Annotated in this window: 22 protein-coding genes and 1 tRNA gene; 7 read left to right on the top strand and 16 right to left on the bottom strand. The window is 30.0% G+C overall.

Going from position 1 to position 25,774, the window contains the following annotated elements; translation table 11 throughout:
- Both nadA and nadC read left to right on the top strand, forming a co-directional pair.
- Positions 1-990 (top strand): quinolinate synthase NadA, encoded by a 990-nt coding sequence (gene nadA / locus AC5SLL_RS01150; RefSeq protein ID WP_494586759.1) that lies wholly within the window; start codon positions 1-3, stop codon positions 988-990.
- A gap of 5 nt (positions 991-995) precedes the next feature.
- Complete coding sequence (nadC, locus tag AC5SLL_RS01145; protein WP_494586758.1) at positions 996-1,829, top strand: carboxylating nicotinate-nucleotide diphosphorylase; 834 nt, start codon at positions 996-998, stop codon at positions 1,827-1,829.
- Here the strand turns inward: nadC and ppdK are convergent.
- The 4 genes from ppdK to AC5SLL_RS01125 are packed head-to-tail and all read right to left on the bottom strand — an operon-like array spanning position 1,813 to position 8,234.
- The gene (ppdK, locus tag AC5SLL_RS01140; RefSeq protein WP_494586757.1) at positions 1,813-4,488 is read right to left on the bottom strand and encodes a pyruvate, phosphate dikinase; all 2,676 of its coding nucleotides are present in this window, start codon (positions 4,486-4,488) and stop codon (positions 1,813-1,815) included. The two genes, nadC and ppdK, sit on opposite strands and share 17 nt — an antisense overlap.
- Positions 4,488-6,554 (bottom strand): glycine--tRNA ligase subunit beta, encoded by a 2,067-nt coding sequence (gene glyS, locus AC5SLL_RS01135; protein ID WP_494586756.1) that lies wholly within the window; start codon positions 6,552-6,554, stop codon positions 4,488-4,490. Before glyS ends, ppdK begins: the two co-directional genes overlap by 1 nt.
- The gene (locus AC5SLL_RS01130; RefSeq protein ID WP_494573367.1) at positions 6,554-7,438 is read right to left on the bottom strand and encodes a glycine--tRNA ligase subunit alpha; all 885 of its coding nucleotides are present in this window, start codon (positions 7,436-7,438) and stop codon (positions 6,554-6,556) included. Before AC5SLL_RS01130 ends, glyS begins: the two co-directional genes overlap by 1 nt.
- Positions 7,428-8,234, bottom strand: a complete 807-nt coding sequence (locus AC5SLL_RS01125; protein WP_494586755.1) for a S49 family peptidase — start codon at positions 8,232-8,234, stop codon at positions 7,428-7,430. The genes AC5SLL_RS01130 and AC5SLL_RS01125 overlap by 11 nt, the downstream gene beginning before the upstream one ends.
- A 112-nt stretch (positions 8,235-8,346) precedes the next feature.
- Between AC5SLL_RS01125 and AC5SLL_RS01120 the strand changes: the two genes are divergently transcribed.
- Positions 8,347-9,360 carry a polyprenyl synthetase family protein gene (locus AC5SLL_RS01120; protein ID WP_494586754.1) on the top strand — a complete coding sequence of 338 codons (1,014 nt, stop codon included), beginning with the start codon at positions 8,347-8,349 and terminating at the stop codon, positions 9,358-9,360.
- Here AC5SLL_RS01120 and pdxH read toward each other — a convergent pair.
- A complete protein-coding gene (pdxH, locus tag AC5SLL_RS01115; RefSeq protein ID WP_494580198.1) occupies positions 9,357-9,983 on the bottom strand; it encodes a pyridoxamine 5'-phosphate oxidase in 627 nt (208 codons plus the stop codon). The genes AC5SLL_RS01120 and pdxH overlap by 4 nt on opposite strands.
- Before the next feature lie 33 nt (positions 9,984-10,016).
- On the opposite strand from pdxH, the gene aroC reads away from it, so the two are divergent.
- The gene (gene aroC / locus AC5SLL_RS01110) at positions 10,017-11,099 is read left to right on the top strand and encodes a chorismate synthase (RefSeq protein ID WP_494586753.1); all 1,083 of its coding nucleotides are present in this window, start codon (positions 10,017-10,019) and stop codon (positions 11,097-11,099) included.
- 8 nt (positions 11,100-11,107) lie between these two features.
- Here the strand turns inward: aroC and dxs are convergent, their stop codons facing one another.
- Genes dxs through AC5SLL_RS01095 form a run of 3 tightly spaced genes read right to left on the bottom strand, consistent with a single transcriptional unit; the run spans position 11,108 to position 14,128 of the window.
- Positions 11,108-13,024: a 1-deoxy-D-xylulose-5-phosphate synthase gene (gene dxs / locus AC5SLL_RS01105; RefSeq protein ID WP_494586752.1), complete on the bottom strand. Its 1,917-nt coding sequence runs from the start codon at positions 13,022-13,024 to the stop codon at positions 11,108-11,110.
- The gene (locus tag AC5SLL_RS01100) at positions 13,021-13,893 is read right to left on the bottom strand and encodes a polyprenyl synthetase family protein (RefSeq protein ID WP_494586751.1); all 873 of its coding nucleotides are present in this window, start codon (positions 13,891-13,893) and stop codon (positions 13,021-13,023) included. Before AC5SLL_RS01100 ends, dxs begins: the two co-directional genes overlap by 4 nt.
- Positions 13,883-14,128 carry an exonuclease VII small subunit gene (locus tag AC5SLL_RS01095; RefSeq protein ID WP_494586750.1) on the bottom strand — a complete coding sequence of 82 codons (246 nt, stop codon included), beginning with the start codon at positions 14,126-14,128 and terminating at the stop codon, positions 13,883-13,885. Before AC5SLL_RS01095 ends, AC5SLL_RS01100 begins: the two co-directional genes overlap by 11 nt.
- A gap of 20 nt (positions 14,129-14,148) precedes the next feature.
- Between AC5SLL_RS01095 and AC5SLL_RS01090 the strand changes: the two genes are divergently transcribed.
- Positions 14,149-15,081: an L-threonylcarbamoyladenylate synthase gene (locus tag AC5SLL_RS01090; protein ID WP_494586749.1), complete on the top strand. Its 933-nt coding sequence runs from the start codon at positions 14,149-14,151 to the stop codon at positions 15,079-15,081.
- 143 nt (positions 15,082-15,224) lie between these two features.
- Here the strand turns inward: AC5SLL_RS01090 and AC5SLL_RS01085 are convergent.
- Positions 15,225-15,301 (bottom strand) — tRNA-Arg (locus AC5SLL_RS01085).
- 23 nt (positions 15,302-15,324) lie between these two features.
- Here AC5SLL_RS01085 and AC5SLL_RS01080 point away from each other — a divergent pair.
- Together AC5SLL_RS01080 and rpoH are read left to right on the top strand one after the other, a co-directional pair.
- The gene (locus AC5SLL_RS01080; protein ID WP_494586748.1) at positions 15,325-16,305 is read left to right on the top strand and encodes an RluA family pseudouridine synthase; all 981 of its coding nucleotides are present in this window, start codon (positions 15,325-15,327) and stop codon (positions 16,303-16,305) included.
- Positions 16,306-16,359: 54 nt separating this feature from the next.
- A complete protein-coding gene (rpoH, locus tag AC5SLL_RS01075) occupies positions 16,360-17,241 on the top strand; it encodes an RNA polymerase sigma factor RpoH (protein ID WP_494580187.1) in 882 nt (293 codons plus the stop codon).
- Here rpoH and AC5SLL_RS01070 read toward each other — a convergent pair.
- From AC5SLL_RS01070 to ybgF, 7 genes are read right to left on the bottom strand one after another with little or no spacing between them, the layout of a single operon-like run.
- Positions 17,238-18,530 (bottom strand): adenylosuccinate synthase, encoded by a 1,293-nt coding sequence (locus AC5SLL_RS01070; RefSeq protein WP_494586747.1) that lies wholly within the window; start codon positions 18,528-18,530, stop codon positions 17,238-17,240. The genes rpoH and AC5SLL_RS01070 overlap by 4 nt on opposite strands.
- Positions 18,530-19,342, bottom strand: coding sequence for a bifunctional hydroxymethylpyrimidine kinase/phosphomethylpyrimidine kinase (gene thiD, locus AC5SLL_RS01065; RefSeq protein ID WP_494586746.1), 813 nt, complete (start codon positions 19,340-19,342; stop codon positions 18,530-18,532). Before thiD ends, AC5SLL_RS01070 begins: the two co-directional genes overlap by 1 nt.
- Before the next feature lies 1 nt (position 19,343).
- Positions 19,344-20,675 carry a phosphoglucosamine mutase gene (gene glmM, locus AC5SLL_RS01060; protein WP_494586745.1) on the bottom strand — a complete coding sequence of 444 codons (1,332 nt, stop codon included), beginning with the start codon at positions 20,673-20,675 and terminating at the stop codon, positions 19,344-19,346.
- Complete coding sequence (folP, locus tag AC5SLL_RS01055; protein ID WP_494586744.1) at positions 20,675-21,727, bottom strand: dihydropteroate synthase; 1,053 nt, start codon at positions 21,725-21,727, stop codon at positions 20,675-20,677. Before folP ends, glmM begins: the two co-directional genes overlap by 1 nt.
- A 6-nt stretch (positions 21,728-21,733) precedes the next feature.
- The gene (gene ftsH, locus AC5SLL_RS01050) at positions 21,734-23,632 is read right to left on the bottom strand and encodes an ATP-dependent zinc metalloprotease FtsH (RefSeq protein WP_494586743.1); all 1,899 of its coding nucleotides are present in this window, start codon (positions 23,630-23,632) and stop codon (positions 21,734-21,736) included.
- Positions 23,633-23,692: 60 nt separating this feature from the next.
- Complete coding sequence (gene tilS / locus AC5SLL_RS01045) at positions 23,693-24,718, bottom strand: tRNA lysidine(34) synthetase TilS (RefSeq protein ID WP_494586742.1); 1,026 nt, start codon at positions 24,716-24,718, stop codon at positions 23,693-23,695.
- On the bottom strand, positions 24,699-25,682 hold the full coding sequence (gene ybgF / locus AC5SLL_RS01040; RefSeq protein ID WP_494586741.1) for a tol-pal system protein YbgF: 984 nt from the start codon (positions 25,680-25,682) through the stop codon (positions 24,699-24,701). Before ybgF ends, tilS begins: the two co-directional genes overlap by 20 nt.
- Positions 25,683-25,774: the final 92 nt, after the last annotated feature.

Below are 25,774 nucleotides of genomic sequence, written 5' to 3'. Positions count from 1 at the left end.
ATGGAGTTCACTGAAGAAGTAAAAAAAGCAACCGATCCAATTTATCAAAAAATCTCAAAGGTTTTACCTGAAATTGAATGGTCGGTTCATGCTCCATATGTTCATAGAATTAATCAATTAAAAAAAGAAAAAAATGCAGTAATTCTAGCTCATAACTATCAGACACCTGAAATCTATCACGGTGTTGCAGACTTTGCGGCTGACTCTTTAGCGCTAGCAGTTGAAGCCTCAAAAACTTCAGCTGATATAATTGTAATGGCTGGAGTACACTTTATGGCAGAGACAGCAAAATTAATGAGTCCTGAAAAAAAAGTTTTATTACCAGACATGCTAGCTGGATGCTCTTTGTCATCCTCTATTACAGGTAAAGATGTAAGATTACTAAAAGAAAAGTATCCGGGTGTTCCTGTTGTATCATATGTTAATACATCGGCAGATGTTAAAGCTGAAACTGATATATGCTGTACGTCAGCTAATGCGGTTAAGATTGTAAATTCTTTAGGTGTCAAAAAAGTTATATTTTTGCCAGATGACTACCTAGCTAAATATGTAGCGTCTCAAACTGATGTTGAAATAATTGCTTGGAAGGGTATTTGCATTGTACATGATCAGTTTAATGAAAAAGAGATAAACGAGATAAGAAATAATAATCCTGGAATAAAAATAATTGCCCACCCAGAATGTCCTCCAGATGTTATTAAAGCTAGTGATTTTGCAGGATCAACTTCTGGAATGATTAAATATGTTGAAGATAATCAGCCTAAAAAAGTAATGATGGTTACGGAGTGTTCTATGAGCGATAATATTCAAGTAGAGAATCCTAACGTTGAGTTTATTAAACCATGCAATTTATGCCCTCATATGAAAAGAATTACACTTCCAAAGATTTTAGCTTGTTTGGAAAATGAAACAGGTGAAATAATTATGGATAAAGAAACTATCAATAAAGCTCGCATACCTGTTGAAAGAATGACTGCTGTTGGCAGATAACAAAAGTGTCTAAATTTAAACTTAGTACCTATTATATAAGAAATAAAGTCAAGCTTGCCTTAAATGAAGACCTTTATCCAGATGGTGACATTACATCAAATTTAATCAAAAATGATAAAACTATTAAAGTTAAATTAATTTCCAATCAACCAGCAATAATTGCGGGATTAGAATTTGCAAAACACACATTTAAGCTAATAGATAATAAAATAAAATTTGCTATTAAGAAAAAAGAAGGTTCAATTGTAAAAAAAAAAGATGTTATTGCAATAATACAAGGTAAGGCTGAAAATATTTTAATTGGTGAGAGAGTTGCATTAAATTTTTTGAGTCATATCTCTGGTATAGCAACTAAAACCAATCAATTTGTTAAACTAGTTAATAAGAACTGTAAAATTTGTTGTACCAGAAAAACAATTCCAACTTTAAGAATAATACAAAAATATGCTGTAAAGTTAGGTGGTGGAACAAACCACAGATTCAATTTAAGTGATGAGTTTTTAATTAAAGATAATCATATAGCAAGTTATGATATTAAAACTTTAGTTTTGCTGGCTATAAAGAATAAAAAAGGAAGAAAAATTACGGTTGAAGTTGATAATCTTAATCAACTTAAAAAAATAATAGGTCTAAAGTTTGATACAGTCTTATTTGATAATATGAATATAAAAACGCTAAAGACTGGAGTTAAAATCGCAAAAAAATACTACGAAACTGAAGCATCAGGAAACGTCAATTTAAAATCCATAAAAAAAATTGCAGCAACAGGTGTAGATAGAGTTTCTATTGGTAGTATCACTCATAGCGTTCCAGCTGTTGACTTTAAATTAGAGATTTAATTTTTTTTGATATTTCTGCTTGAGCAGCGGCCAATCTTGCAACTGGTACCCTATAAGGTGAGCATGAAACGTAATCTAAACCTACTTTTGAGCAAAAATGAATACTTTTTGGATCTCCCCCATGTTCTCCACAAATTCCAAGTTTAATTTTTTTATTTGTTTCTCTGCCTTTTTTTACTGCAATTTCGACAAGATCACCTACGCCATCATCTATGGAAACAAAAGGATCTATAGAAAAAATCTTATTATCAAGGTAATCATTTAAAAATTTTCCACTATCGTCTCTACTCAAACCAAATGTTGTTTGAGTTAAATCATTAGTGCCAAAGCTAAAAAACTCTGCATGTTTTGCTATGTCATTAGCTTTTATAGCTGCTCTAGGGAGCTCAATCATGGTTCCTACTAAATAATCAATTTTAACTTTTTTATCTTTTTGAACTTCTTGTGCAACTCTTATTACTAGATCTTTCATTATTTTAATTTCAGCTTCAGTCGATACAAGAGGAATCATTATTTCAGGAAATGCTGATTTAATCTTCTTAATTTTTAAATCAGATAAAGCTTCAAAAATTGCCCTACATTGCATTTCATAAATTTCTGGAAAGGAAATTCCCAATCTACAGCCTCTATGTCCTAACATTGGATTCTGTTCATGTAACTCATTAATTCTGGACTCTATTTCCTTCAATGGTAAGCCTACTACATTTGCTACATCATTTATTTCTTTTTCTGTTCTAGGAAGAAACTCATGTAAAGGGGGATCTAGCAATCTAACTGTTACTGGCAAATCACTCATAATTTTAAATATTTCAATAAAATCATTTCTCTGATGTGGTAATAGTTTTGATAAAGCTTTATTTCTATCATCAACTGTTTTTGACAGGATCATTTCTCTAACTGATAAAATTCTTTCTTCATCAAAGAACATATGCTCTGTTCTACAAAGACCAATACCTTCGGCACCAAAGTCTCTTGCAGTTTTTGTATCAAGTGGAGTTTCTGAATTAGTTCTAACCTTCAACTTTCTGAAACTATCTGCCCAACTCATTAATTTTGAAAAATCCCCAGAAATTTCTGGTTTAACTGTTGGAACTTCTCCAAGAATAATTCTACCAGTTGAACCATCAATTGTAATTATCTGTCCTTCTTTAACTTCAATTGAAGATGTTTTAAAAGTTTTTGCTTCATAGTTGATATCAATTTCACTTGAACCAGAAACGCATGGTCTTCCCATGCCTCTTGCCACAACTGCCGCATGACTAGTCATTCCTCCTCTAGCAGTTAAAATTCCTTTTGCAGCATGCATTCCATGAATATCTTCTGGGGAAGTTTCAACTCTCACTAAGATTGTATCTTGCATCACATCATTTAATCTTTCAGCCTCTTCTGATGAAAAAACAACTTTTCCACTTGCTGCACCTGGAGATGCAGGCAATCCATTTGCTATTACATTAACTAAACTTTTTTCATCAAGTGTAGGGTGCAATAAGGTATCAAGTGAAGCAGGATCTATTCTCATTACAGCCTCTTTTTTTGACAGCAATCCTTCTTTAACCATATCTACGGCAATTTTAACTGCAGATTTTGAAGTTCTTTTTCCAGATCTTGTCTGTAACATCCAAAGTTTATTATTCTCCACTGTAAACTCTACATCTTGCATGTCTTTGTAGTGTTTTTCTAAAACCTTTAAAATTTTATCTAGTTGCTTAAATACTTTTGGCATAGACTCTTCCATAGATGCTTCTTTAGCTTTAGCATCCTTACGAGCTTTTTTTGTAATATATTGTGGTGTTCTTGTTCCAGCTACCACATCTTCACCCTGTGCATTAATTAAGTATTCTCCGTAAACTTCATTAGAGCCATCAGATGGGTTTCTAGTAAAGACAACTCCTGTTGCACAATCATTACCCATATTACCAAAAACCATGGATTGTACATTAACAGCTGTGCCCCACTCTGCTGGTATTTGATTTAATTTTCTATAAACCTTTGCTCTATTACTCTCCCAAGATAAAAAAACTGCATCTATTGCTCCAAGCAATTGCTCAAATACATTTTGTGGAAATTCTTTTTTTGTTTGATTTTTAACAACTTTTTTAAAATCATTAATTAACCCCTCCCAATCACTAGCATCTAAATCTGTATCTAAAAGCACACCTTTTGTTAATTTATAATTTTCAATTAACTCTTCAAAATGATAGCTCTCCACCCCCATTACAACATTTCCATACATTTGGATAAATCTTCTATAACTATCTTTTGCAAATCTTGTATTTGAAGTTTTATTTGCTAGAGCTATTACAGTTTTGTCATTTAAGCCTAAATTCAAAATTGTATCCATCATACCTGGCATTGATACTCTAGCACCAGATCTAACAGACAATAATAATGGATTTTTTAAATCACCAAATTTTTTTCCTACTTCTTTTTCAATAATTCTTAATTCTTTTTTAATACTATTAATTATTTTGGAATTTAATTTTTTTTTATCTTTATAAAATAATTCACAAACTTTAGTTGAGATTGTAAAGCCTGGTGGGACAGGTAGCCCCATTCTTCCCATTTCTGAAAGATTAGCTCCCTTACCACCTAAAAAATTTTTAGGACTCTTTATTTTTTTAGACTCTTTAGATTTAAAATTTAATATCAGTTTATTCACTATTTGGTTTCTATGTTAGAAAAATTAATATAATTGTTAAATGTTCTACATAACATTTGTAAAAGTTCCAATCTGTTTTTTTTAATATTTTTATCCTCATCATTGACTTTTACGTTATCAAAAAAATCTGAAATTACTTTTTTTGCACTCGCTAAAACTATTAGTGTTTCCTTATAATTTTCATCTTTGTTAATGCTGCTAAAATATTTCCTTAATTCATTTATCTTTTTAAATAGGTTTTTTTCATAATCATTTTTAAAAATACCAGGATCAGTTGTATTTGATAATTCAATATCTTTATCTTTTAACTCACCACTTAATATACTTGATGCTCTTTTATAATTTATGACAATATCCTCTCCAATTTCTTTAGAAATAACGCTATTTAATGTTGATGCCTTATTATATATTTTATTCATATTATCTAAATTGTGAGAACTAACACTCGCTTCAATAATATCTCCTCTAATTTGTTTTTCTTTCATATAATATTTAAGCCTATCCATCAAAAATTCTGCTAATTCTTTTTGATGCAACTCATTAGTTAACTCAAAACCCTGGTCTCTATGCAGGGATGTTGAATAACTGATTAAATCTTTAATTTTAAAATCTTTATTGTTATCAATTAAAAGTTTTACGACACCCAAAGCAGATCTCCTTAGTGCATATGGATCTTTTGAGCTTGTAGGTTTTTGATTAATACCAAAAAATCCAACTAGGGTATCAATTTTATCAGTAAGAGCTAAAGCTACACTAAATGGCTTTTTGGGTGTTTTGCTATCAAGACCGGATGGCAAATAATGTTCACGAACAGCGAGAGCTATTTCCTTATCAAAACCTTGTACTTCAGAAAAATAACCACCCATTATTCCTTGAAGCTCTGGAAACTCACCAACTAAATCTGAGATTAAATCTACCTTACAGATTGATGCTGATAACTCCACTTGATCTTTGCTAATTAATAATTGGTCTGAAATCATTCCTCCTAGTTTTCTCATTCTTTGGATTTTATCAAAATAAGAGCCCAATCCTTTAAAGTAATTCATGTTTTTCAATTTGGAAACTTGCTTAACAAGATTTTGGGATTTATTCTTTTCCCAAAAAAATTGAGCATCACTTAATCTTGCATCAACAACTCTCTCATTACCCGATTTTATAAAACCCAACGTATCCTTGTTATTTGCAACAACTAAAAATTCATTTGTGATCTTTCCGTTTTTATCAAAGGTTGGAAAATATTTTTGATGATGTTGCATTGTAATTATCAAGATTTCTTTTGGTATATCTAAAAATTTTTCATCAAATTTACAAACTATAATATTTGGTTGTTCAACTAAATCAGTAACCTCATCTAAAAGTTTCTTATTAGCCTCAATAGTGAAATTTTTTTTTTGAGATATTCTTTCAAATTGTTTTATAATAAATTCTTTTCTTAAAGATTGATTAATAATAATTCCTGAATGGCTAAAAAACTTTTCATAATTTTTAAAATTTTTAAAATTTTTTTTCTTATCTTCAAATTCTTTATCTGTAAAGGTTGTATTGGAAGAGCTTAAATGATGGAATTTAAAGTTTAAATTTTTACCATCAAAAATACCCAATATTGATTTTAAAGGTCTCGCCCAATTTAAACTATAATTCCCCCATTTCATTGATTTCTTCCATTGAAGATTTTCAAGTATTATTGGTGTTTGCTCTTGTAATAAATTAATTGTGTTGGTCTTTTTAGAAGATTTTATATAAAAATAAAATTCACCTTTTTCTATTTTTTTTTTAAATAAGTCTTTTTTTTCTATTTTATTTGATCTTATAAAGCCCTCTAATGCTTTTTCTGGTGCACTTATAATTGGTCCTCTTATTTCTTCTTCTTTTTGTATTACTTCTTTAGATAGTCCCTCAAATAAAATTACAAGGCGATTTGGTGTTGAAAAAGATGTACTTTTTTTAAAGACAATTTTCTTTTCTAAAAAAAGTTTGTGAAAACTCTCTAATAGTGTTTTACGAGCATTTTGTTGTAATCCAGCGGGTATTTCTTCACTAAATAATTCTAAAAAAAATTCAGACATTAATCTATTTGGCTACTCAACCACATTTCTGCAACTGCCTTGGTAATATCTCTAATACGTCCAATATACCCTGCCCTTTGAGCAACACTTATGGCTCCTCGTGCATCTAAAATGTTAAATACATGACTAGCTTTTAGGCATTGATCGTATGCAGGTAATGAAATTTTTTTTTCTACTAGCGCCTTTGCTTCAAATTCATGCATATCAAACATTTTAAATAGATTATCTGTATTGGCATGTTCAAAATTATATGCTGAGAATTCTTTTTCAGCTTGCAAAAAAACTTCTCCATATTTAATACCTTCATCATTCCACAAAAGATCATAAACATTTTTTTTTTGCTGAGTAAACATGCATATTCTTTCTAAGCCATATGTGATTTCCACTGATACAGGTTTACATTCTATGCCACCCATTTGTTGAAAATAAGTGAATTGTGTGATTTCCATACCATCACACCAAACTTCCCATCCTAATCCTGCCGCACCTAACGTTGGACTTTCCCAGTCATCTTCCACAAATCTAATATCATGTTCTTTATGATTAATGCCAATTACTGACAGGCTATTTAAGTAAAGTTTTTTAATATTATCTGGTGATGGTTTAATCAAAACTTGAAATTGATAATAATGCTGCAATCTATTTGGGTTATTTCCATACCTACCATCTGTAGGTCTTCTTGATGGTTGCACATAGGCAGCCTTCCAAGGTTTTGGCCCTAATGATCTTAGTGTCGTTGCAGGATGAAAAGTACCAGCTCCAACTTCTATATCATATGGCTGAAGGATTAAACAACCTTGCTTGCTCCAATACTTTTGAAGATTCAGAATTATATCTTGAAATGATTTTGTTTTTTTATTTTTGATTTTTTCTTTAGAAGCCATATCTTTGCCAGATAGATCTTTCCTCCAAAATAGTTGCCAACTGGTCAACTTGATTTAAAGAAGAAGAAAATTTTTTGCTAAACCATCCTTTTGGTTTTTCAAATTTTTTGATAACAACATCATCTCCAAATTTTTCTTTCAAAATTTGACTAGCATCACCTAATTCATCAATTAAACCTAGTTCTTTTGCTTTACTGCCAGCCCAGAACTCACCCGAAAAAAGTTCAATACCATCTTTTTTTAATTTAGATCCTCTGCTTTCTTCAACAACATCTATGAAATCTTTATGCAAGTCTAGTTGAATACTTTTAAGTCTATCTATATCCTCTTTTTTTTCATCTTGGAAAGGATCCAGCGAACTTTTATTTTTCCCAGCAGTATGCACTCTTCTTTCAACACCAATTTTTTTTATAAGTTCGGTGAAACCAAATGAAGAATATATAACTCCTATGGAGCCAATGATTGAGCTTGAGTTTGCGTATATTTCATCCCCCGCACATGCTATTAGATAGCCTCCTGATGCAGCAACATCTTCAGCAAAAACTATTACTTTAATATTATTCTTTTTTGCTTGAGCTCTTATGAATTTATATATTAAATGAGATTGAACTGGTGATCCTCCAGGGGAATTTATGGTAATTGCTACAGCTTTAGCTTTTTTTAGAGAAAATGCTTTTTTTATTATCTCTTCTTGACCTGCAAAATCAATACCCTGCTTAAATTTACCAGCATTTCCAATAACTCCATTTAATCTAATATGGGCTACTATTTTTTTCTTTTTAAAAAAAGAGAACATTGTTATTCCTTACAGAATTTTTGATTTAATATAAAGCCTACTTATAGTTGAAGATTAAGGTGCGTCAATTGATAAGTAATAAATATAACTGAATTATACTAACTTAATAATTATGGGCACTGTAGTTCAACTAAGAAATCAAATAAATAATTCTTACTTTCAACTGAAAGATTCTGTTGATGAAAAATTAGTTCTTGTTGAAGAAAAAATTAAATCAAAACTCATAAGTGATGTAGATTTAGTTCAAAAAATGACTGATTACCATATATTAACTGGAGGAAAAAGACTAAGAGCCTTGTTGACTCTTGGATCTGCTAAATTGTGTGGCTACACAAAAGGTGGCAGAGATATTAATTTGGCAGCTTGTGTTGAGATGATACATGGTGCTACTCTTATGCATGACGATGTAATTGATCTTGGAAATATAAGACGAGGAAAAAAAACTCTTAACTCAATTTGGGGAAATCACTCTTCTGTATTAATTGGAGATTACCTTCTTAGCAGATGTTTTGAAATGATGGTAGAGGATGGTAATTTAGAAGTTTTAAAACTTTTATCTTCAACATCGTCTAAAATAGCTCAGGGAGAAGTTTTACAACTTCAGTATAAAGGAGAAACAGACATGCTTGAGGAAACTTATCTTAAAATAATTACAGCTAAGACTGCAGAACTTTTTTCAGCGGCCACTAAAGTTGGTGCAATTTTATCAAATAGTGAAACTAAAGAAAAAGAAGCTTTGGAGTTTTATGGAAAAAATTTAGGATTAACTTTTCAAATTGCAGATGACACTTTAGATTATAATTCTAATCTTAAAAATTTTGGTAAAAAAATTGGTAAGGATTTTTTTGAAGGTAAAATTACCCTTCCAGTGATTTTATTATTTCAAAAAGTTAATTCTTTAGAAAAAGATAAGTTACAAAATATTTTTAAACAAGAAATTAGATCTAAAGAAGATTTAAGTTTTACACTAGATCTAATTAATAAATATAAGATTATTAAAGAATGCTATAAAAAAGCAGAACATTTTATAAACCTTGCATCTAATTCATTAAGTATTTTTAAAAATAATGAAGAGAAAAAAATTTTAGAAGATCTTACTTCGTTTAGTCTTGAAAGAAGTTTTTAAGGGCTTAATAGCGTTCTATTCCACTCATCATTATCATCTTTAGTAAATTTAAGCCTCTCATGGATTCTGCTATTTCCATCTAACCAAAATTCAATACTTGAGGGTTCTAAAATCCAGCCTGACCAATAATTTGGTCGTGGAACATTATTTTTATCTTTGTATTTTTTTTTATAATCTTCTATCGATTTTATTAAATCATCTCTACTATCTAATACAGAACTTTGTTTGGAGGCCCATGCGCCTATCCTACTTTCATAGCTTCTAGAATTATAATATTGGTCAGCTGTCTCATCTGTAACTTTTTTAACTATACCATTTACTCTTACTTGTCTCAAAAGACTTTTCCAATGAAAACACATTGCTGCTTTAGGGTTTTTTTTTAATTCATTACCTTTTTGACTTTCTAAGTTAGTATAAAAAACAAATCCTTGCTTATTAAAATCTTTTAATAAAACCATTCTTACTGAAGGAAAATTATTGAGATCAGATGTGGCCAATGCAAGAGCATTGGGATCGTTAGACTCTGACCTTTTTGCCTCATTCATCCAAACTTCAAATAGCTTTATTGGGTCTTTAATATCTAAAAAGCAACTATTAAGTCCTAGTGAGTTTTTTTGATTCATAATTTTAACAAAATAATCTATATAATATAGATAATGTCATTTAATACTTTTGGAAAGCAATTTCGTTTCACAACATGGGGAGAATCTCACGGTCCTGCTCTAGGGTGTGTAGTTGATGGATGTCCACCAAATATTAGTTTAAAAGAACTAGATATACAAAAAGAATTGGATAGAAGAAAACCTGGACAATCAAAATTTACCACTCAAAGAAAAGAAGATGATAAAGTTCAAATTTTATCAGGTGTATTTGAAGGAAAAACAACAGGGACTCCAATATCTTTAATTATTTATAATAAAGATATGAGATCAAAAGATTACGGAAATATTAAAGATAAATTTAGACCTGGCCATGCAGATTTTACATACTTTAAAAAATATGGAATAAGAGATTACCGTGGAGGTGGAAGATCATCAGCTAGAGAAACAGCAGCTAGAGTTGCAGCTGGTGCAATTGCGAAAAAAGTTTTGGAAAATAAATTAGGTAAGAAATTCAAAGTTATTGGTGCTGTTACGCAGCTAGGTATACTTGGATGTGATACAACTAAATGGTCAGATAAAACTATCAATCGAAACCCTTTTTTTTGTCCTGATAAGAATATAATAAAATTGTGGGAAAAATATTTATTGAATATAAGAAAATCAGGTTCTTCTTGTGGAGCAATTATTGAGATAAGAGCAAGAGGAGTTCCTGTTGGATTAGGTGCCCCCATATATTCTAAATTAGATATGGATATTGCTTCTGCTATGATGAGTATTAATGCTGTCAAAGGAGTTAATATTGGCTCAGGTATGAATTCAGCTCAATTAAGTGGAGAACAAAATTCTGATGAAATTTCTCAAAAAGGAAAAAAATTAAAATTTAATTCAAATAATGCAGGAGGCATATTGGGTGGAATTTCAACTGGTCAAGAAATTATTGCATCTTTTGCTGTAAAACCAACTTCTTCTATTTTATCAACTAGAAAAACGATTGATAAATTTGGAAAAAATACAACTATTTCTGTTAGAGGTAGACATGATCCATGCGTTGGAATTCGAGCGGTTCCTGTAGGGGAAGCTATGATGAATTGTGTTTTATTAGATCATTACCTGATGAATAAAGCTCAGTGTGGATAGTTCTTATTTTAATTTTTAACTACTTTAATTGACTCTTTAACAAAAAGAACATCATGTATCTTTTTTGAAATTTGTGAAGCATTTAAACCAGCAACATCATACATTTTTTTTGGATCATCTTGTTCTATAAAAATATCTGGTAATGTCATTGATCTAAATTTCAAACCTTTATCAAATATTCCTTTCTCTGCTAATAAATTTTTAACATGAGAACCAAAACCACCAATTGAACCTTCTTCTATAGTTATCATCAAATCGTGTTCTCTAGCACATTTTAAAATAAGTTCTTGATCTAAAGGTTTTGCAAATCTTGCATCAATGATTGTGGGGTTAATGCCTTTAATTTTAAGCTCCTCTGCTGCAATTTTACACTCCTCCAACCTAGTTCCTAAAGACAAAATACAAACTTGTTTTCCCTTTTGAATAACTCTTCCCTTACCTATTTCTAAAGTTTCATCTATAGATGGAAGCTCCAGACCAACTCCAGTTCCTCTAGGATATCTAATTGCACATGGCTTGTCATTAATGTGCACTGAAGTATTGATCATTTTTATAAATTCAGACTCATTACTAGGAGCCATTACTATAAAATTTGGTAAGGTTGATAAATAAGTAATATCAAAAGAGCCCGCATGTGTAGATCCATCTGCTCCTACTAAACCAGCTCTATCTATAGCAAATCTTACTGGTAAACTTTGTATTGCTACATCATGAACAACTTGATCGTACGCTCTTTGTAAAAAAGTTGAATAAATTGCAACATAGGGTTTATAATTTTCCGTTGATAAACCAGCAGCAAAAGTAACCGCATGTTGTTCTGCTATTCCAACGTCAAACATTCTCTTTGGAAATTGTTTTGCAAAAATATCCATACCTGTGCCTCCTGGCATTGCTGCTGTAATACCAACTATCTTACTATCCTTTTCAGCATGTTTGACTAGAGTATTTGCAAACACCTTTGTATAAGCTGGAAGATTTACACCACTTTTTACTTGTTCACCTGTAACTACATTAAATTTGGAAACACCATGATAATGATCACTTGCTTTTTCAGCAAATGAATATCCTTTTCCTTTTTGCGTTTTAACATGAATCATAATTGGTCCTTGATGCTTAGAGTCTCTTGCATTTTTTAAAATTGGAACAAGTGTATCCAGATCGTGTCCATCAATTGGACCAACATAGTAAAATCCCAGTGAATTAAATAGTGTTCCTCCTGTAACAGCTGAACGTAAAAAATCCTCAGCTTTACCTGCATTTGCACTAAATCTTTTAGAAAAGGCTGAAGTAATTAATTTAAAAGTCTCTCTTAAGCTAAAATATATTTTACCAGAAAATAATTTTGCTAAATAAGTTCTCATTGCTCCTACAGGTTTAGCGATCGACATGTCATTATCATTTAAGACTACTATCATTTTAGTTTTTGAGGCCCCAGCATTATTCATTGCCTCATAAGCCATTCCTGCACTAATTGCACCATCACCAATAACGGCAATTACATTATTTGACTTGTTAGATAGCTTGTTTGCCTCAGCTATTCCTAGCGCTGATGAAATGGATGTTGAGCTGTGAGCTGCTCCAAATGGATCGTATTCACTCTCTGATCTTTTAGTAAAACCTGACAAACCATTTCCTTGTCTTAAAGTTTTAATCTTTGACTTTCTACCAGTTAAAATTTTATGGGGGTATGTTTGGTGACCTACATCCCATATTAATTTATCATTTGGTGTATCAAATACATAATGTAAGGCTACAGTTAATTCTACAACACCTAGTCCAGCACCCAAATGTCCACCAGTTTGAGAAACTGCGTTTATCATCTCTGCTCTTAATTCATTAGATAAATCTTGAAGTTGACTCTCAGAAAGTTTCCTTAAATCTGCTGGAAAATTAATTTCTTTTAAATATTTATAATCTTCAGTCATTTATTTCTTTTTAAAATATAATTCAGTGTCTCATTTAAATTATTTGATTTAAAATTATGTTTATCTAGATCACTAATTATCTTAAATTTAATATTTTCACTATATTTAATAGCATTTTTGTATCCAAGTAAACTGATTAAGGTTGCCTTACCTTTTTTTTTATCTTTACCTGTTTTTTTTCCAGCAACCTTGGAAGATCCTTGATAATCGATTACATCGTCTGCTATCTGAAATAAGAGACCAGCATTAGAACCAATTTTATCAAAAAAATTTATTTCTTTTGCTGATCTATTTTTTATTATTGGAGCAACAGAACAGCAGAAACTAAATAATTTTCCAGTCTTTTTTACTTCCATATTTATAATCTTATTTTTTGAAACTTTTTTTTTTTCAAAATTTAAATCTAAATATTGTCCTCCTGCTATTCCTAAATGACCAGAACATTCAGATAATCTTTTAATTAAAGACAATTTACTACTTTCACTTATTTTTAAATAAGAGCTACTTAAAATTTCAAAAGCCAATGTTAAAAGTGAATTGCCTGCAAGAACTGCTGTAGCCTCACCAAATTTAATGTGTGTTGAGGGTTTACCTCTTCTTAAAGCGTCATTATCCATGCAGGGTAAATCATCATGAATTAATGAGTATGCATGTATACATTCTACTGCTGCACCAATAGCAATTAATGTCTGATATTTAATCTTAAATATAGAACCAATATCTAATAAGATTTTTGACCTAATCTTTTTTCCGCCAGGAAATAAGCCATATTTCATTGCAGGAATTAATTCAGTTTTTTTTTGTTTGGTAATAAATTTTTGTAAAAATATATTTGTATCTTTTGCTATTTCTTTAAGCTTATTTCTCATTTTTTTTTATTAATATTTTATTAATTCTATTTTTTGTTTCTTCATTAATTTTTTTATTATCCTTATGAAATTTTTTTTCAATAATATTATTTAATCTTAACAACTTTTGATAATCATCTATAGAATTTTCTAGATCTTTTTTTTTTTCTAGATATTCAATAATTTTATTTGCTTCAATTGTTAATTCTTCTAAAGAACCAGGGGTATTATCAAGTGGTAAATTTTTATCTTTCATATAATAATAATTATTAATATATGAAATCTTATCAATCAAAAATCAAAAAAGCGAAAAATTATCTTGATAATCATTATTGCATAGGTGTCCCTACAGAAACTGTCTATGGATTAGCGGCCAACGCCTACTCTAATAATGCAGTTAAAAAGATATATAAATTGAAAAAAAGACCAAAATCTAACCCCTTAATTGTTCACTATCACAATATCAAAGACTTAAAAAAAGATTGTTTGTTAAATGATAGTTTTATCAAATTGTATAAAAAATTCTCTCCTGGGCCGATTACATATGTCTTAGATTTAAAAAAAAATTCCAAAATTTCTAAAATAGTCACTAACAAAAAATCTAATTTAGCAGTAAGATTTCCTAAACATAAAATCTTTAGAAAATTATTAAAAGAGCTTGATTACCCATTAGCTGCTCCTAGTGCAAATATTTCAACAAAAGTAAGTGCTGTGCAGAGTTCAGATATTGTAGAGGATTTTGGAAATAAAGTTAAATATATTTTAGATGGAGGTCAATGTAAAATAGGTATAGAATCAACAATAATTGATTTAAGAGATAAACCAAAAATACTTAGATTAGGTGGTCTAGAAATTTCTAAAATAGAAAAAGTTTTGTCTAAGAAAATTAAAATAAATATTAATCCTAAAAAAAAAATTTCTCCTGGCCAATCTAAAATTCACTATTCACCTGGTATTCCACTAAAAATGAATATTAAAAAAACTAAAATTGATGAGGCATATATTTTAATAAAAAAAAGAAAAAATCATTTATCTAATTATTTTTATCTGAGTAAAAAAGGAGATTTGAATGAAGCTGCTAAAAACCTTTATTCCTGTTTAAGAAAAATAAAAAACAAAGGTTATAAATCAATTGCAGTAGAAAAAATCCCTAATGTGGCTCTTGGAAAATCAATTAATGACAGATTAATTCGAGCCTCTAAATTTTGATTAAAAAAAACCAATTGAACTAATCAATTTTTTAAAATTATATAAAAATAAGATGATGGTTGATAAAATTAATTTTGAAGCTAAGCAAATGAGATTGTTGGTTTACTTTGACTAAATAGATGTAGTAAAATAACAACAATAATTGGTGCGCCTGCTAGGAGTCGAACCCAGAACCTCCTGATCCGAAGTCAGGCGCTCTATCCAGTTGAGCTACAAGCGCGTATAGTATTAATATTATATTTTATGGAAAAAAACATTAATTTAATAGTTAAAGAAGATGAAAACAACCTCAGGCTTGATGTATTTATTAATAAACGTGAAAATTTGATTAGCAGAACAAGAATTAAAAATTTAATACTGAAAGAAAAATTAAAGCTAAATAATAAGATTGTTAATAGCCCATCCAAAAAAGTACTAATTGGTGATAAAATAACCCTTCAAATTCCTGAACCAAAAGAAGCTTCATTAAAACCTTATAATTTTAAATTAGAAATCATTTATGAAGATAGTGACCTTCTTGTAATAAATAAACCAGCTGGAATTATTATGCATCCAGGAGCAGGTAATTATGATGAGACAATTGTAAATGCTCTAATGCATTATAATAAAGACTCTTTATCTACAATTGGTGATGAACTGCGCCCTGGTATCGTTCATAGAATAGATAAGGACACTTCTGGATTAATTGTTATTGCAAAAAACAATGAAACACATGAAAATTTATCGCATCAATTTAGCGAACATTCAATTACCAGAGTTTACCAACTTTTAATCTGGGGAAAACTTAGACCTTCGTCTGGAAAAATTGATACGTTTATCACTCGAAGTTCAAAAAATAGACAAATGATGGAAGTAAGTAATTCTAAAGGTAAAAGAGCAATTACAAATTATAAAACTATTGAAGTTTTTGAAAATGACAAAACACCTACATTAAGTTTTGTTGAATGTAGATTAGAAACTGGACGCACACACCAAATAAGAGTTCACATGACTCACATGGGTAATAGCATTATGGGTGATGGTAAATATAAAAAGAAATATAAAAAACTTAAAAATATTGACACAAATTTAGAAAATTTAATTTGTAAATTAAACAGACAATTTCTACATGCTCAAACGTTGGGTTTTATTCACCCAAAAACTAATGAGGAGATGGTCTTTACCTCAATTTTGCCACAAGAACTTGAAAATATTCTAACATTGCTTAGAAATACTAGTAAATAAAGTCTTGAAATAATATCACGGTCAACTAAATAAATACTAATCATGAGCACTACTATGAATAACAACCTGCCAACACTTTCTAACGAAGGTGGTTTATCCGCTTATCTTGAGCAGATTAAAAAGTTTCCTATGCTCGAGGCTGAAGAAGAATATATGTTAGCAAAAAATTGGAAGGCAACAGGAAATATAAAATCTGCAGAAAAGTTAGTAACAAGTCATCTTAGACTTGTTGCAAAAATTGCAATGGGATACCGAGGATATGGTCTTCCAGTAAATGAAATGATTTCTGAAGGAAATGTAGGATTAATGCAAGCTGTAAAGAAATTTGAACCAGAAAAAGGTTTTAGATTGGCTACATATGCAATGTGGTGGATCAAAGCATCTATACAAGAATATATATTAAGATCTTGGAGCCTAGTAAAAATAGGAACAACAACTGCTCAAAAAAAATTATTTTTTAATCTAAAAAAAATTAAAAATCAAATTGCACCTCAATCTGAAGGTGATTTAAGACCAGAACATGTAAATGAAATAGCAAATAAACTTGATGTTAGTAAAGATGAAGTAGTTTCAATGAATAGAAGACTGTCAGGTAAAGAATTTTCTCTTAATGCTCAAGTTGGTGAGGATGGAGATGAGTGGCAGGATTGGTTGGTTGACAAAGAATTAGATCATGATTTAAAATTTGCTCATCAAGAAGAGATGGTTCAAAGACAAGGTTTGTTAAAAGACTCTATAAAAATATTAAATGAAAGAGAAAGAGAAATTTTATATTCAAGAAGATTAAATGATGAACCTACTACACTGGAAGACTTAAGTAAAAAGTATAAAATTAGTAGAGAAAGAATTAGACAAATTGAGAATAAAGCTTTTGAGAAACTTCAAAAACATATGCTGTTATCTGCTAAATCAAAAAATTTACTACCTGTTAACTAAACTTCAAAAGGATTTTCTAAAAGAATAGTGTCTTCTCGTTCAGGGCTTGTCGAAATACTTGAAACCTTAGTTCCAATAAAGTCCTCTAGCTCATAAATATATTTTTTTGCATTCTCGGGTAAATCCTCAATATTTTTTATTCCTTGAGTAGAGCTTTTCCATCCAGGAAAAGTTTTATAAATTGGTTTTATTTTTAGTTGATCCTCAACAGCTGCAGGCAAATAATCCATTTTTTTTCCATCCAATTCGTACTCAACACACATTTTAATTTCATCTAATTCATCTAAAACATCTAATTTAGTCAGTGCAATACCATCTATTCCTGAAATTTTAATTGTTTGTCTTACTAAGACCCCATCAAACCAACCACATCTTCTTTTTCTGCTTGTAACAGTACCAAATTCTTTTCCTCTTGACCCAAGTAATTCTCCAATATCATCAGTTAGTTCAGTGGGAAAAGGACCTTCGCCTACTCTTGTTGTGTAAGCTTTAGTTATTCCAAGAACATAATGAATAGAATTTGGTCCACAACCAGTTCCAGTCGCAGCACTAGAAGCTACAGTGTTCGAGGATGTTACAAAGGGATATGTTCCATGATCAACATCAAGTAAAATTCCTTGTGCTCCTTCAAATAATATTCTCTTTTTTTGTTTTTTGAATTCATCAATTCTAAGCCATACTGGCTGAGAAAACTTAAGTATTTCTGGTGCAATTTTTAACAAGTCTGATTTGAGTTTATCTTTTTCAAAGATTTTCTTACCTAAGCCTTTTCTAATTGCATTGTGGTGTAAAAGTACAGTTTCTAATCTATGATCAAGATTACTCTCCGACAATAAATCCATAACTCGAATTGATCTTCTTCCAACTTTATCTTCATAAGCAGGGCCAATTCCTCTTCTTGTAGTTCCAATTTTTCCTTTTCCAGCAGCATCTTCTCTTATCTCATCCATTTCTCTGTGAAATGGTAAAATTAAATTAGCAGATTCTGAAATTATAAAATTATCTATATTAACCTCAACACCTTTAGATTTAATTTCTTTAATTTCTTCCAATAATGCCCAGGGATCAACAACAACTCCATTGCCAATAATTGAAATTTTATTTTTTCTTACAATTCCAGAAGGTAACAACCTTAACTTATACGTGACACCATCTATAACTAAAGTATGCCCCGCATTATGTCCGCCTTGGAATCTAATTACAACATCTGCTTGGTCTGACAGCCAATCAACGATTTTTCCTTTACCTTCATCTCCCCACTGTGATCCAACAACTACAACGTTTCTCATTATCTAAATTCTTTTTCTATTGTTATCGAGCTTAAATGGTTAATCGGTCCATGGCCTTTACCAAAGTTAATCTTAGAATTAATTGAATTATTTACATACTTAGTTGCAAGCTCACAAGATTTCTTTAGTGTTTTTCCACATCCAAAAAATGAAGTAATAGCTGAAGATAAAGTGCAACCAGTTCCATGTGTATTATTAGTTGTAATTCGATTGTTTTTAAAAATCATAATCTCTTTTTTATTAACAAAAATATCTTGGACTATTTTAGAATTTAGATGCCCCCCTTTAATAAATACATTTTTAGCACCAAGGTTTAACAGCTTGCTTGCTGCATAAATCATATCTTCTTTACTTTTAATCTTTGTATTAGTTAAGATTTCTGCTTCAGGAATATTTGGAGTTATTAAACTAACCATTTTAATCAATTTATTTTTTAGTAATTTTATTGCTTCATTATCAATTAGCTTTGCACCTCCTTTGGCTACCATAACTGGATCTAAAATAATTTTATTAACTTTTATTATGTCTAAAGATTTAATAACAGACTTGATAACTTTAGAAGAGTGTAACATGCCAATCTTGATTGCATCAGGCCTAATATCTTTTGAAGTAAATTCTATTTGTTTAGATATTTCTTTTGGATTTATTGGGATTATTGATTTTACACCTGTGGTATTTTGAACTGTAACTGCTGTGATTGCTGTCATGGCATAGGATCCTAGAGAAGTGACTGTTTTAATATCAGCTTGAATGCCCGCTCCACCAGAAGAGTCCGATCCAGCAATTATCAATATTTTTGCTTTAGGTTTCAATTTATTTTATTTTTTTCCTAATAATTTCTAAACAATTCAGTAAAAGTTTTTTATTTATACCTTCTCCCATAATCCTTATTTTAGATTCTGTTCCTGACTTTCTAACTAGGATTCTTCCCTGATTTTTTATTAATTTTTCAGCTTTTTTAATAGAACTTCTTACATCGATATTATTTATTATATTTTTATCTTTTACTTCAATATTTTCTAGGATTTGTGGAGTTTTAATAAAAGTATTAAAAAAATTACTAGCCCTTTTCCCTTTTCTTAGAGAAAATAATACTTCTAAAGCAACCAACAAACCATCTCCTGTAGTTGCAAATTTACCTAAAATAATATGACCTGATTGTTCACCTCCAAGATTAAAATTATATTTTTGCATTTTTTCTTTTACATATCTGTCCCCAACATTTGCTCTTATAAATTTTATATTCTTTCCTTTAAAAAATTTTTCTAAACCATAATTAGACATTAGAGTGCCAATCACACCTCCTTTTAGCATTTTTTTTTGTTTCCACCTTAGAGCTATTGCTGCAATTATTTGATCTCCATCAATGATATTACTTTTTTCATCACACAAAATAATTCTATCCGCATCGCCATCTAAAGAAATACCAAGGTGTGCTTTATATTTTTTTACTGCATTTTTAATTTTACTTGGATGTGTTGAACCACAATTTTTATTAATATTTAATCCATTTGGTTTTGCGCCAATTGTAAACACTTTTGCTCCAAGGGATTTTAATAATTCTGGACCTGCTTTATAGCCAGCTCCATTTGCACAATCTATTACTATTCTTAAACCTATAAGGTTAAAATCCTTTGGAAAATTTTTTTTTAAAATTTTAATATATTCATCATTTGCTGTTTCCAGTCTTTTAACTCTCCCTAATTTTTGTGGTCGACTTAAATTGTTATCAATTTTTTTATCAATTAATTTTTCTATTTTTTTTTCAATTTTGTCAGATAATTTTAGACCATCTGGTCCAAATAATTTTAGACCATTGTCGGAATAAGGATTATGTGAAGCTGTTATCATAATGCCCATATTAGCCTTCATTTTTCTTGTTAGCATTGCAAGACCATTCGTTGGTAAGGGGCCCAAAGTATAAACATGCATGCCTGCTGAAGCTAACCCCGATACTAAAGCAGGCTCAAGTGTATAACCTGACAACCTAGTATCTTTTGCAATAATAGCTAATTGTTTTGTTTTTTTTTGAATTTTAAAATATGTTCCTGATGCTAATCCAAACTTGAAAAACATATCACCATTAATATTCTTGCTATTAACTAATCCTCTGATGCCATCTGTGCCAAAATATTTTTTTGTCATTAGTTTTGGATTATGTTTTTAAATACTTTTATACTTTGCATTAATTCCTTTACGTCATGTATTCTCAAAATTTGCACCCCTTGTGAGGCTAAATAAAGAGACGAAGCAACTGTTCCCCCAGTTCTATTTTCTGTATCATTTATGCCTGCAATTTCTTTGATAAATCTTTTTTTTGACACACCCACTAATATAGGAAAACCAAGTGTATGAAAAATAGAAATATCCCTTATTAAATTCATATTATGTTTCAAATTTTTTCCAAAACCTATACCTGGATCAATTATAATATTATTATGTTTTATACCCTTCGTTCTTAACAGTTTTATTTTTTTTTCAAAAAAATCATAGATATCTAATAGTGCATTTTTATAGACTGGTTTAATTTGCATTGTTTCTGGTGTCCCTTGACAATGATGAATAACAAATGGTGTTTTATAATCTCTTAAGATCTCAATTGTTTTTTGATCATATTCTAGCCCTGAAATATCATTTATAATTTTAACTCCAAGTTTAATTCCTTTCTTCATTATTTCTGATTTTCTGGTATCTAATGATATTGGCAATTTTTTACTTATCTTCTTAATAGTATTTTCAATTCTTTTCCATTCTCTCGCATTGCTTACAGTTTGTGACCCTGGTCTTGTTGACTCACCGCCCACATCAATAATATTTGATCCAAATTTAAATAAATTCATAGCATGAGTCACACCTCTATTTTTTTTATTAAATCTTCCTCCATCAGAAAAACTATCTGGTGTTAAATTTAACACACCCATTAAATTTGGAATATCATTTAAATTAAGATTGGCAAAATTTTTATTCTTTTTAGTAATTATGGAAAGATCTTTTGTAACTTTATTTCTTAAAAATTTTGGTAAATTCTTAACATCTTTTATCTGAATTGTTTTTTTTGAATTTCTAGAAATTATCTCAATTTCATTAAAGGAAATTTTATTATTTCCTCTTAATGGTAAATTAATTTTTTTATTTACAAGATTAATTGATTTTATTCCATGAGTAAAATTACACGCTCTTGTGTAATATTTTTTCATTAATTTTTAATGAACTATTTTTGGCTTAAGACCCATTGAGCTTAAAGCAGAGTCTTTATCATCATCTTCCACTTTTAAATCTTCTTTGTTGCTTGGGTATATATTTTTATTTATTAGGTTGTCTATCTCTTCACCAGTTAATGTTTCATAAACTAAAAGTGCTTTTGCAATTTTATGAAGATCATCAACCTTAGTTGTTAATATTTCTTTTGCTTTATTGTACCCTTCATCAACTAGTTTTCTTATTTCTTTATCTATTTTTTGAGCAACAGCTTCTGACACACTTTGTGTTCTAGCTACTGATCTACCTAAAAAGACCTCTTCTTCATTTTCACCATATTCTACAGGTCCTAATTCTTCTGTCATTCCATATTTTGTTACCATCGCTCTTGCTAATTGTGTGGCTTGGTTTATGTCTGATCCAGCTCCACCGCCAGCTCCTGTTGAAATATTGTCTTTTCCAAAAATTACTTCTTCAGCCACTCTTCCACCAAAACAAACAGCCATTCTAGCTTTTAAAAACTTAATTGAATACCCATGCTTGTCTCGTTCAGGTAAATTCATTACCATTCCTAAGGCTCTACCTCTTGGTATGATTGTTGCTTTATGTATTGGATCATAGCCTTCCATATTAAAAGACACAAGTGCATGCCCACCTTCATGATAGGCTGTTAATTTTTTTTCATCCTCTGTCATAACCATTGATCTTCTTTCGGCACCCATCATTACTTTATCTTTGGCTTCTTCAAACTCATCAAGAGTTACTATTCTTTTATTTTTTCTAGCTGCTAATAAAGCTGACTCATTAACTAAATTTGCAAGATCAGCCCCTGAAAATCCTGGTGTTCCTCTTGCAATAGTTCTTAAGTTAACATCTGGAGCCATCTTTATTTTTTTAACATGCACTTTTAAAATTTTTTCTCTACCAATAATATCAGGATTTGAAACAACTACCTGTCTATCAAATCTTCCTGGTCTTAATAAGGCTGGATCTAAAACATCTGGTCTGTTAGTAGCCGCAATAATTATGACACCCTCGTTTGTGTCAAATCCATCCATTTCAACTAATAATTGGTTTAATGTTTGCTCTCTCTCGTCATTTCCACCGCCTAGACCAGCTCCTCTACTTCTTCCTACTGCATCTATTTCATCAATAAAGATTATACATGGGGAATGCTTCTTACCTTGTTCAAACATGTCCCTAACTCGTGAGGCACCAACACCAACAAACATCTCTACAAAATCTGAACCTGAAATAGTAAAGAAAGGAACCCCAGCTTCTCCTGCTATAGCTCTTGCAAGTAATGTTTTTCCTGTACCTGGAGGACCAACCAACAAACACCCCCTAGGGATTTTACCTCCTAACTTACTAAATTTTTTTGGATCTTTTAAAAATTCTACAACTTCTACAACTTCTTCTTTTGCTTCTTCAACTCCAGCAACATCGTTAAAAGTTACTTTTCCTTTTAACTCGTTCATCATTTTAGCTTTGGACTTACCAAAGCCCATTGCGCCACCTTTTCCACCTTGCATTTGTCTCATAAAAAAAATCCAAACAGCTATTAATAACAACATTGGAAACCAAGATAATAAAATACCAAAAAGCGATGGCATTTTATCTTCTATTGGAGCTGCAGAAATACTTACTCCTTTACTAGACAGTTTTTCAATTAAATTAGGATCATTAGGTGAATATGTTGAAAAAGATTCTCCATTAGAAAAAACACCTTTTATATTGTTGCCCTGTATTTCAACTTTTACAACTCCACCATTTTCCACCTCAGTTAAAAATTCTGAAAATATAATTGCATTATTTGCACCCATGCTAGCCTGTGGGTTTTTAAACATATTGTAAAGTCCAATTGTTAGAAAAACAATTACAGCCCACATTGCTAAATTTTTCATGTTCATACCCTTAAGATAATAATTATTGCTAATTAAACAAGTGTCAAATTGTTACATAATTCAGACTTTATGCACGCTTTCTCTGGATATTAATATCGTTTCATTAATCCTTTCAATAAAACAGCCACCCAATGTTAACTTGGTAAAAGATTTTTGTTTAATGGCATTAATTACTTCATCAATACTTTTTCCCCTAACAGGATAATATTTTCTTCCAATAATTTGAATAATTTTTGTTAAAGATCTAAAAATTACCTCATGTGACTGATCAAAAAAAAATTTATTTAAAATGTAAGTTTTACCTTTATTCAATAACTTTGAATTCTTATTTAAATTTCTATCCACATAAAATTTAATTGATCTATCTGAGTCTCTGAGATTGTTAATGGTTAGTTCAAGCTTTTTAATATCCAAACCTTCTTTTTCTAAAGAGTGTAATAAGTTTCGAATCCTTGTTCTTTTATATTTTTCATCTTTATTAGATGGGTCATTAACATAAAAATTAAAAATAATTTTTGTGATATAAATTAAATCTTTTTTTTCTATATCAAGAAGTGGTCTTAAAATATTAATATTTTGATCTCTGTATTTACTAATTTTATTGAATGAAATTAATCCATTTAATCCACTTCCTCTAACTATTCTGATTAAAAAGTTTTCTAAAACATCATTTAAGTGATGTCCTAACAATAAGTGTTTTATATCTTTTTTTTTACACTGATTAATTAATAATGAATATCTTTTATTCCTTGCTATAGCTTGAATATTTTTAGTTGGTTTTTTTCCATTCCATTTTAAAATCTCACAATTTATATCAATGCTCTTTAAAAAATTTTTTATATTTGTGGCCTCTAAAGATGACTCACTTCGAAGTCTATGATCAACAATAAAGTAATATATTTTTATATTTTTTTTAATAGCATAACATTTTGCTAAATATGCTAAAGCTAGACTATCTGGGCCTCCTGATACAGCCACGGCTAGGTTTTCTTCAACCTGCAAAGATGCTGCAAACTTTTTATATATTCTAGAAATTTTTTTTTTATTTAAGTATTCAAGAATCTGACTACGTGTTTTGTTTTTCACACTCAAATTTTTTAGATTCATACTTAGCTTTTTGTAATACTGATTGATTGGCTTTAGGATATTGCTTTGCAACACCTTCGATCATCTTACATCCTTGTTCTTTTTCACCTATCTGTACCATTGATACACCAAGTTTTAATAAATTTATAGGAGCCTTCTCACCTTTTGGATATTTTTGATAACCTTCCAAATAAGCTGAGGCAGCATCTGTATAAAGCTGCCTAATTCTAAAAGTTTCAGCATACCAATATTGTGCATTACCTGCTAAAGCATTTTCTGGATTAGCTAATACAAACTCTCTAAAAGCTCGCTCAGCGGTATTATAATCTCCCACTTTTAAAAAACTTGTTGCAAACTCATATTGTTTTTCAGGTATATCATCTGGCAGTATTGTTTGTTCTGCCTGAAAAGTTTCTGTTACTATTGAAGAGGTTGTTTCAATAGATTGAATTTGTTGTGTAGTATTTTGGTCTTCATTATCTTTATAAGAAATTGAGCCCAAATCTTGTGGCTGTGAAGAGCCTGGTAAAACTTTTTCCACTGTTTCTTTTGGTCTAGATGTTAATTTTTGATTTACTTCTCCTGATGATAATGCATTTTCAACTTCTTGAAATCTTACTTGATTATCAGCTTGAACTTTAGAAAGTCTATTTGATAATTTATCAAGCTTAAAATTTATTTCTTCAAATTTGTTAGTTAATTCTTGAAACTGATTTTCAATATCTGATAGTTTTAGTAAATGTCTTGTTAGAACATCTTCTGAACTTTGATCAAAATTTTCTTGATTACTTAAACTGCTTGTATTGATTGATCCTGAATAAACTGCCTTCTCAAGTGTTTTTAAATCTTTTTGAATTAGTTCTAATACTTCATTTAAATTATGATTATCAGCCAACGTAATATTTGAAAATAAAATAAATAAAGCTAGGGCCTTGATGTGAAATATTTTTTTATAACTTAACATAAAGTCTAATTTGTAATTATAATGATGGCAAAAAAAAGACCCTATTCACTAATTAAATAGTGATAGGGTCTTTTATAAATTAATTTATTTAA

Source organism: Candidatus Pelagibacter sp. PS_43 (genome assembly GCF_059417795.1).
The sequence above is the reverse complement of the archived record's forward strand: the minus strand, read 5'-3'. Positions and strand labels throughout refer to the sequence as shown.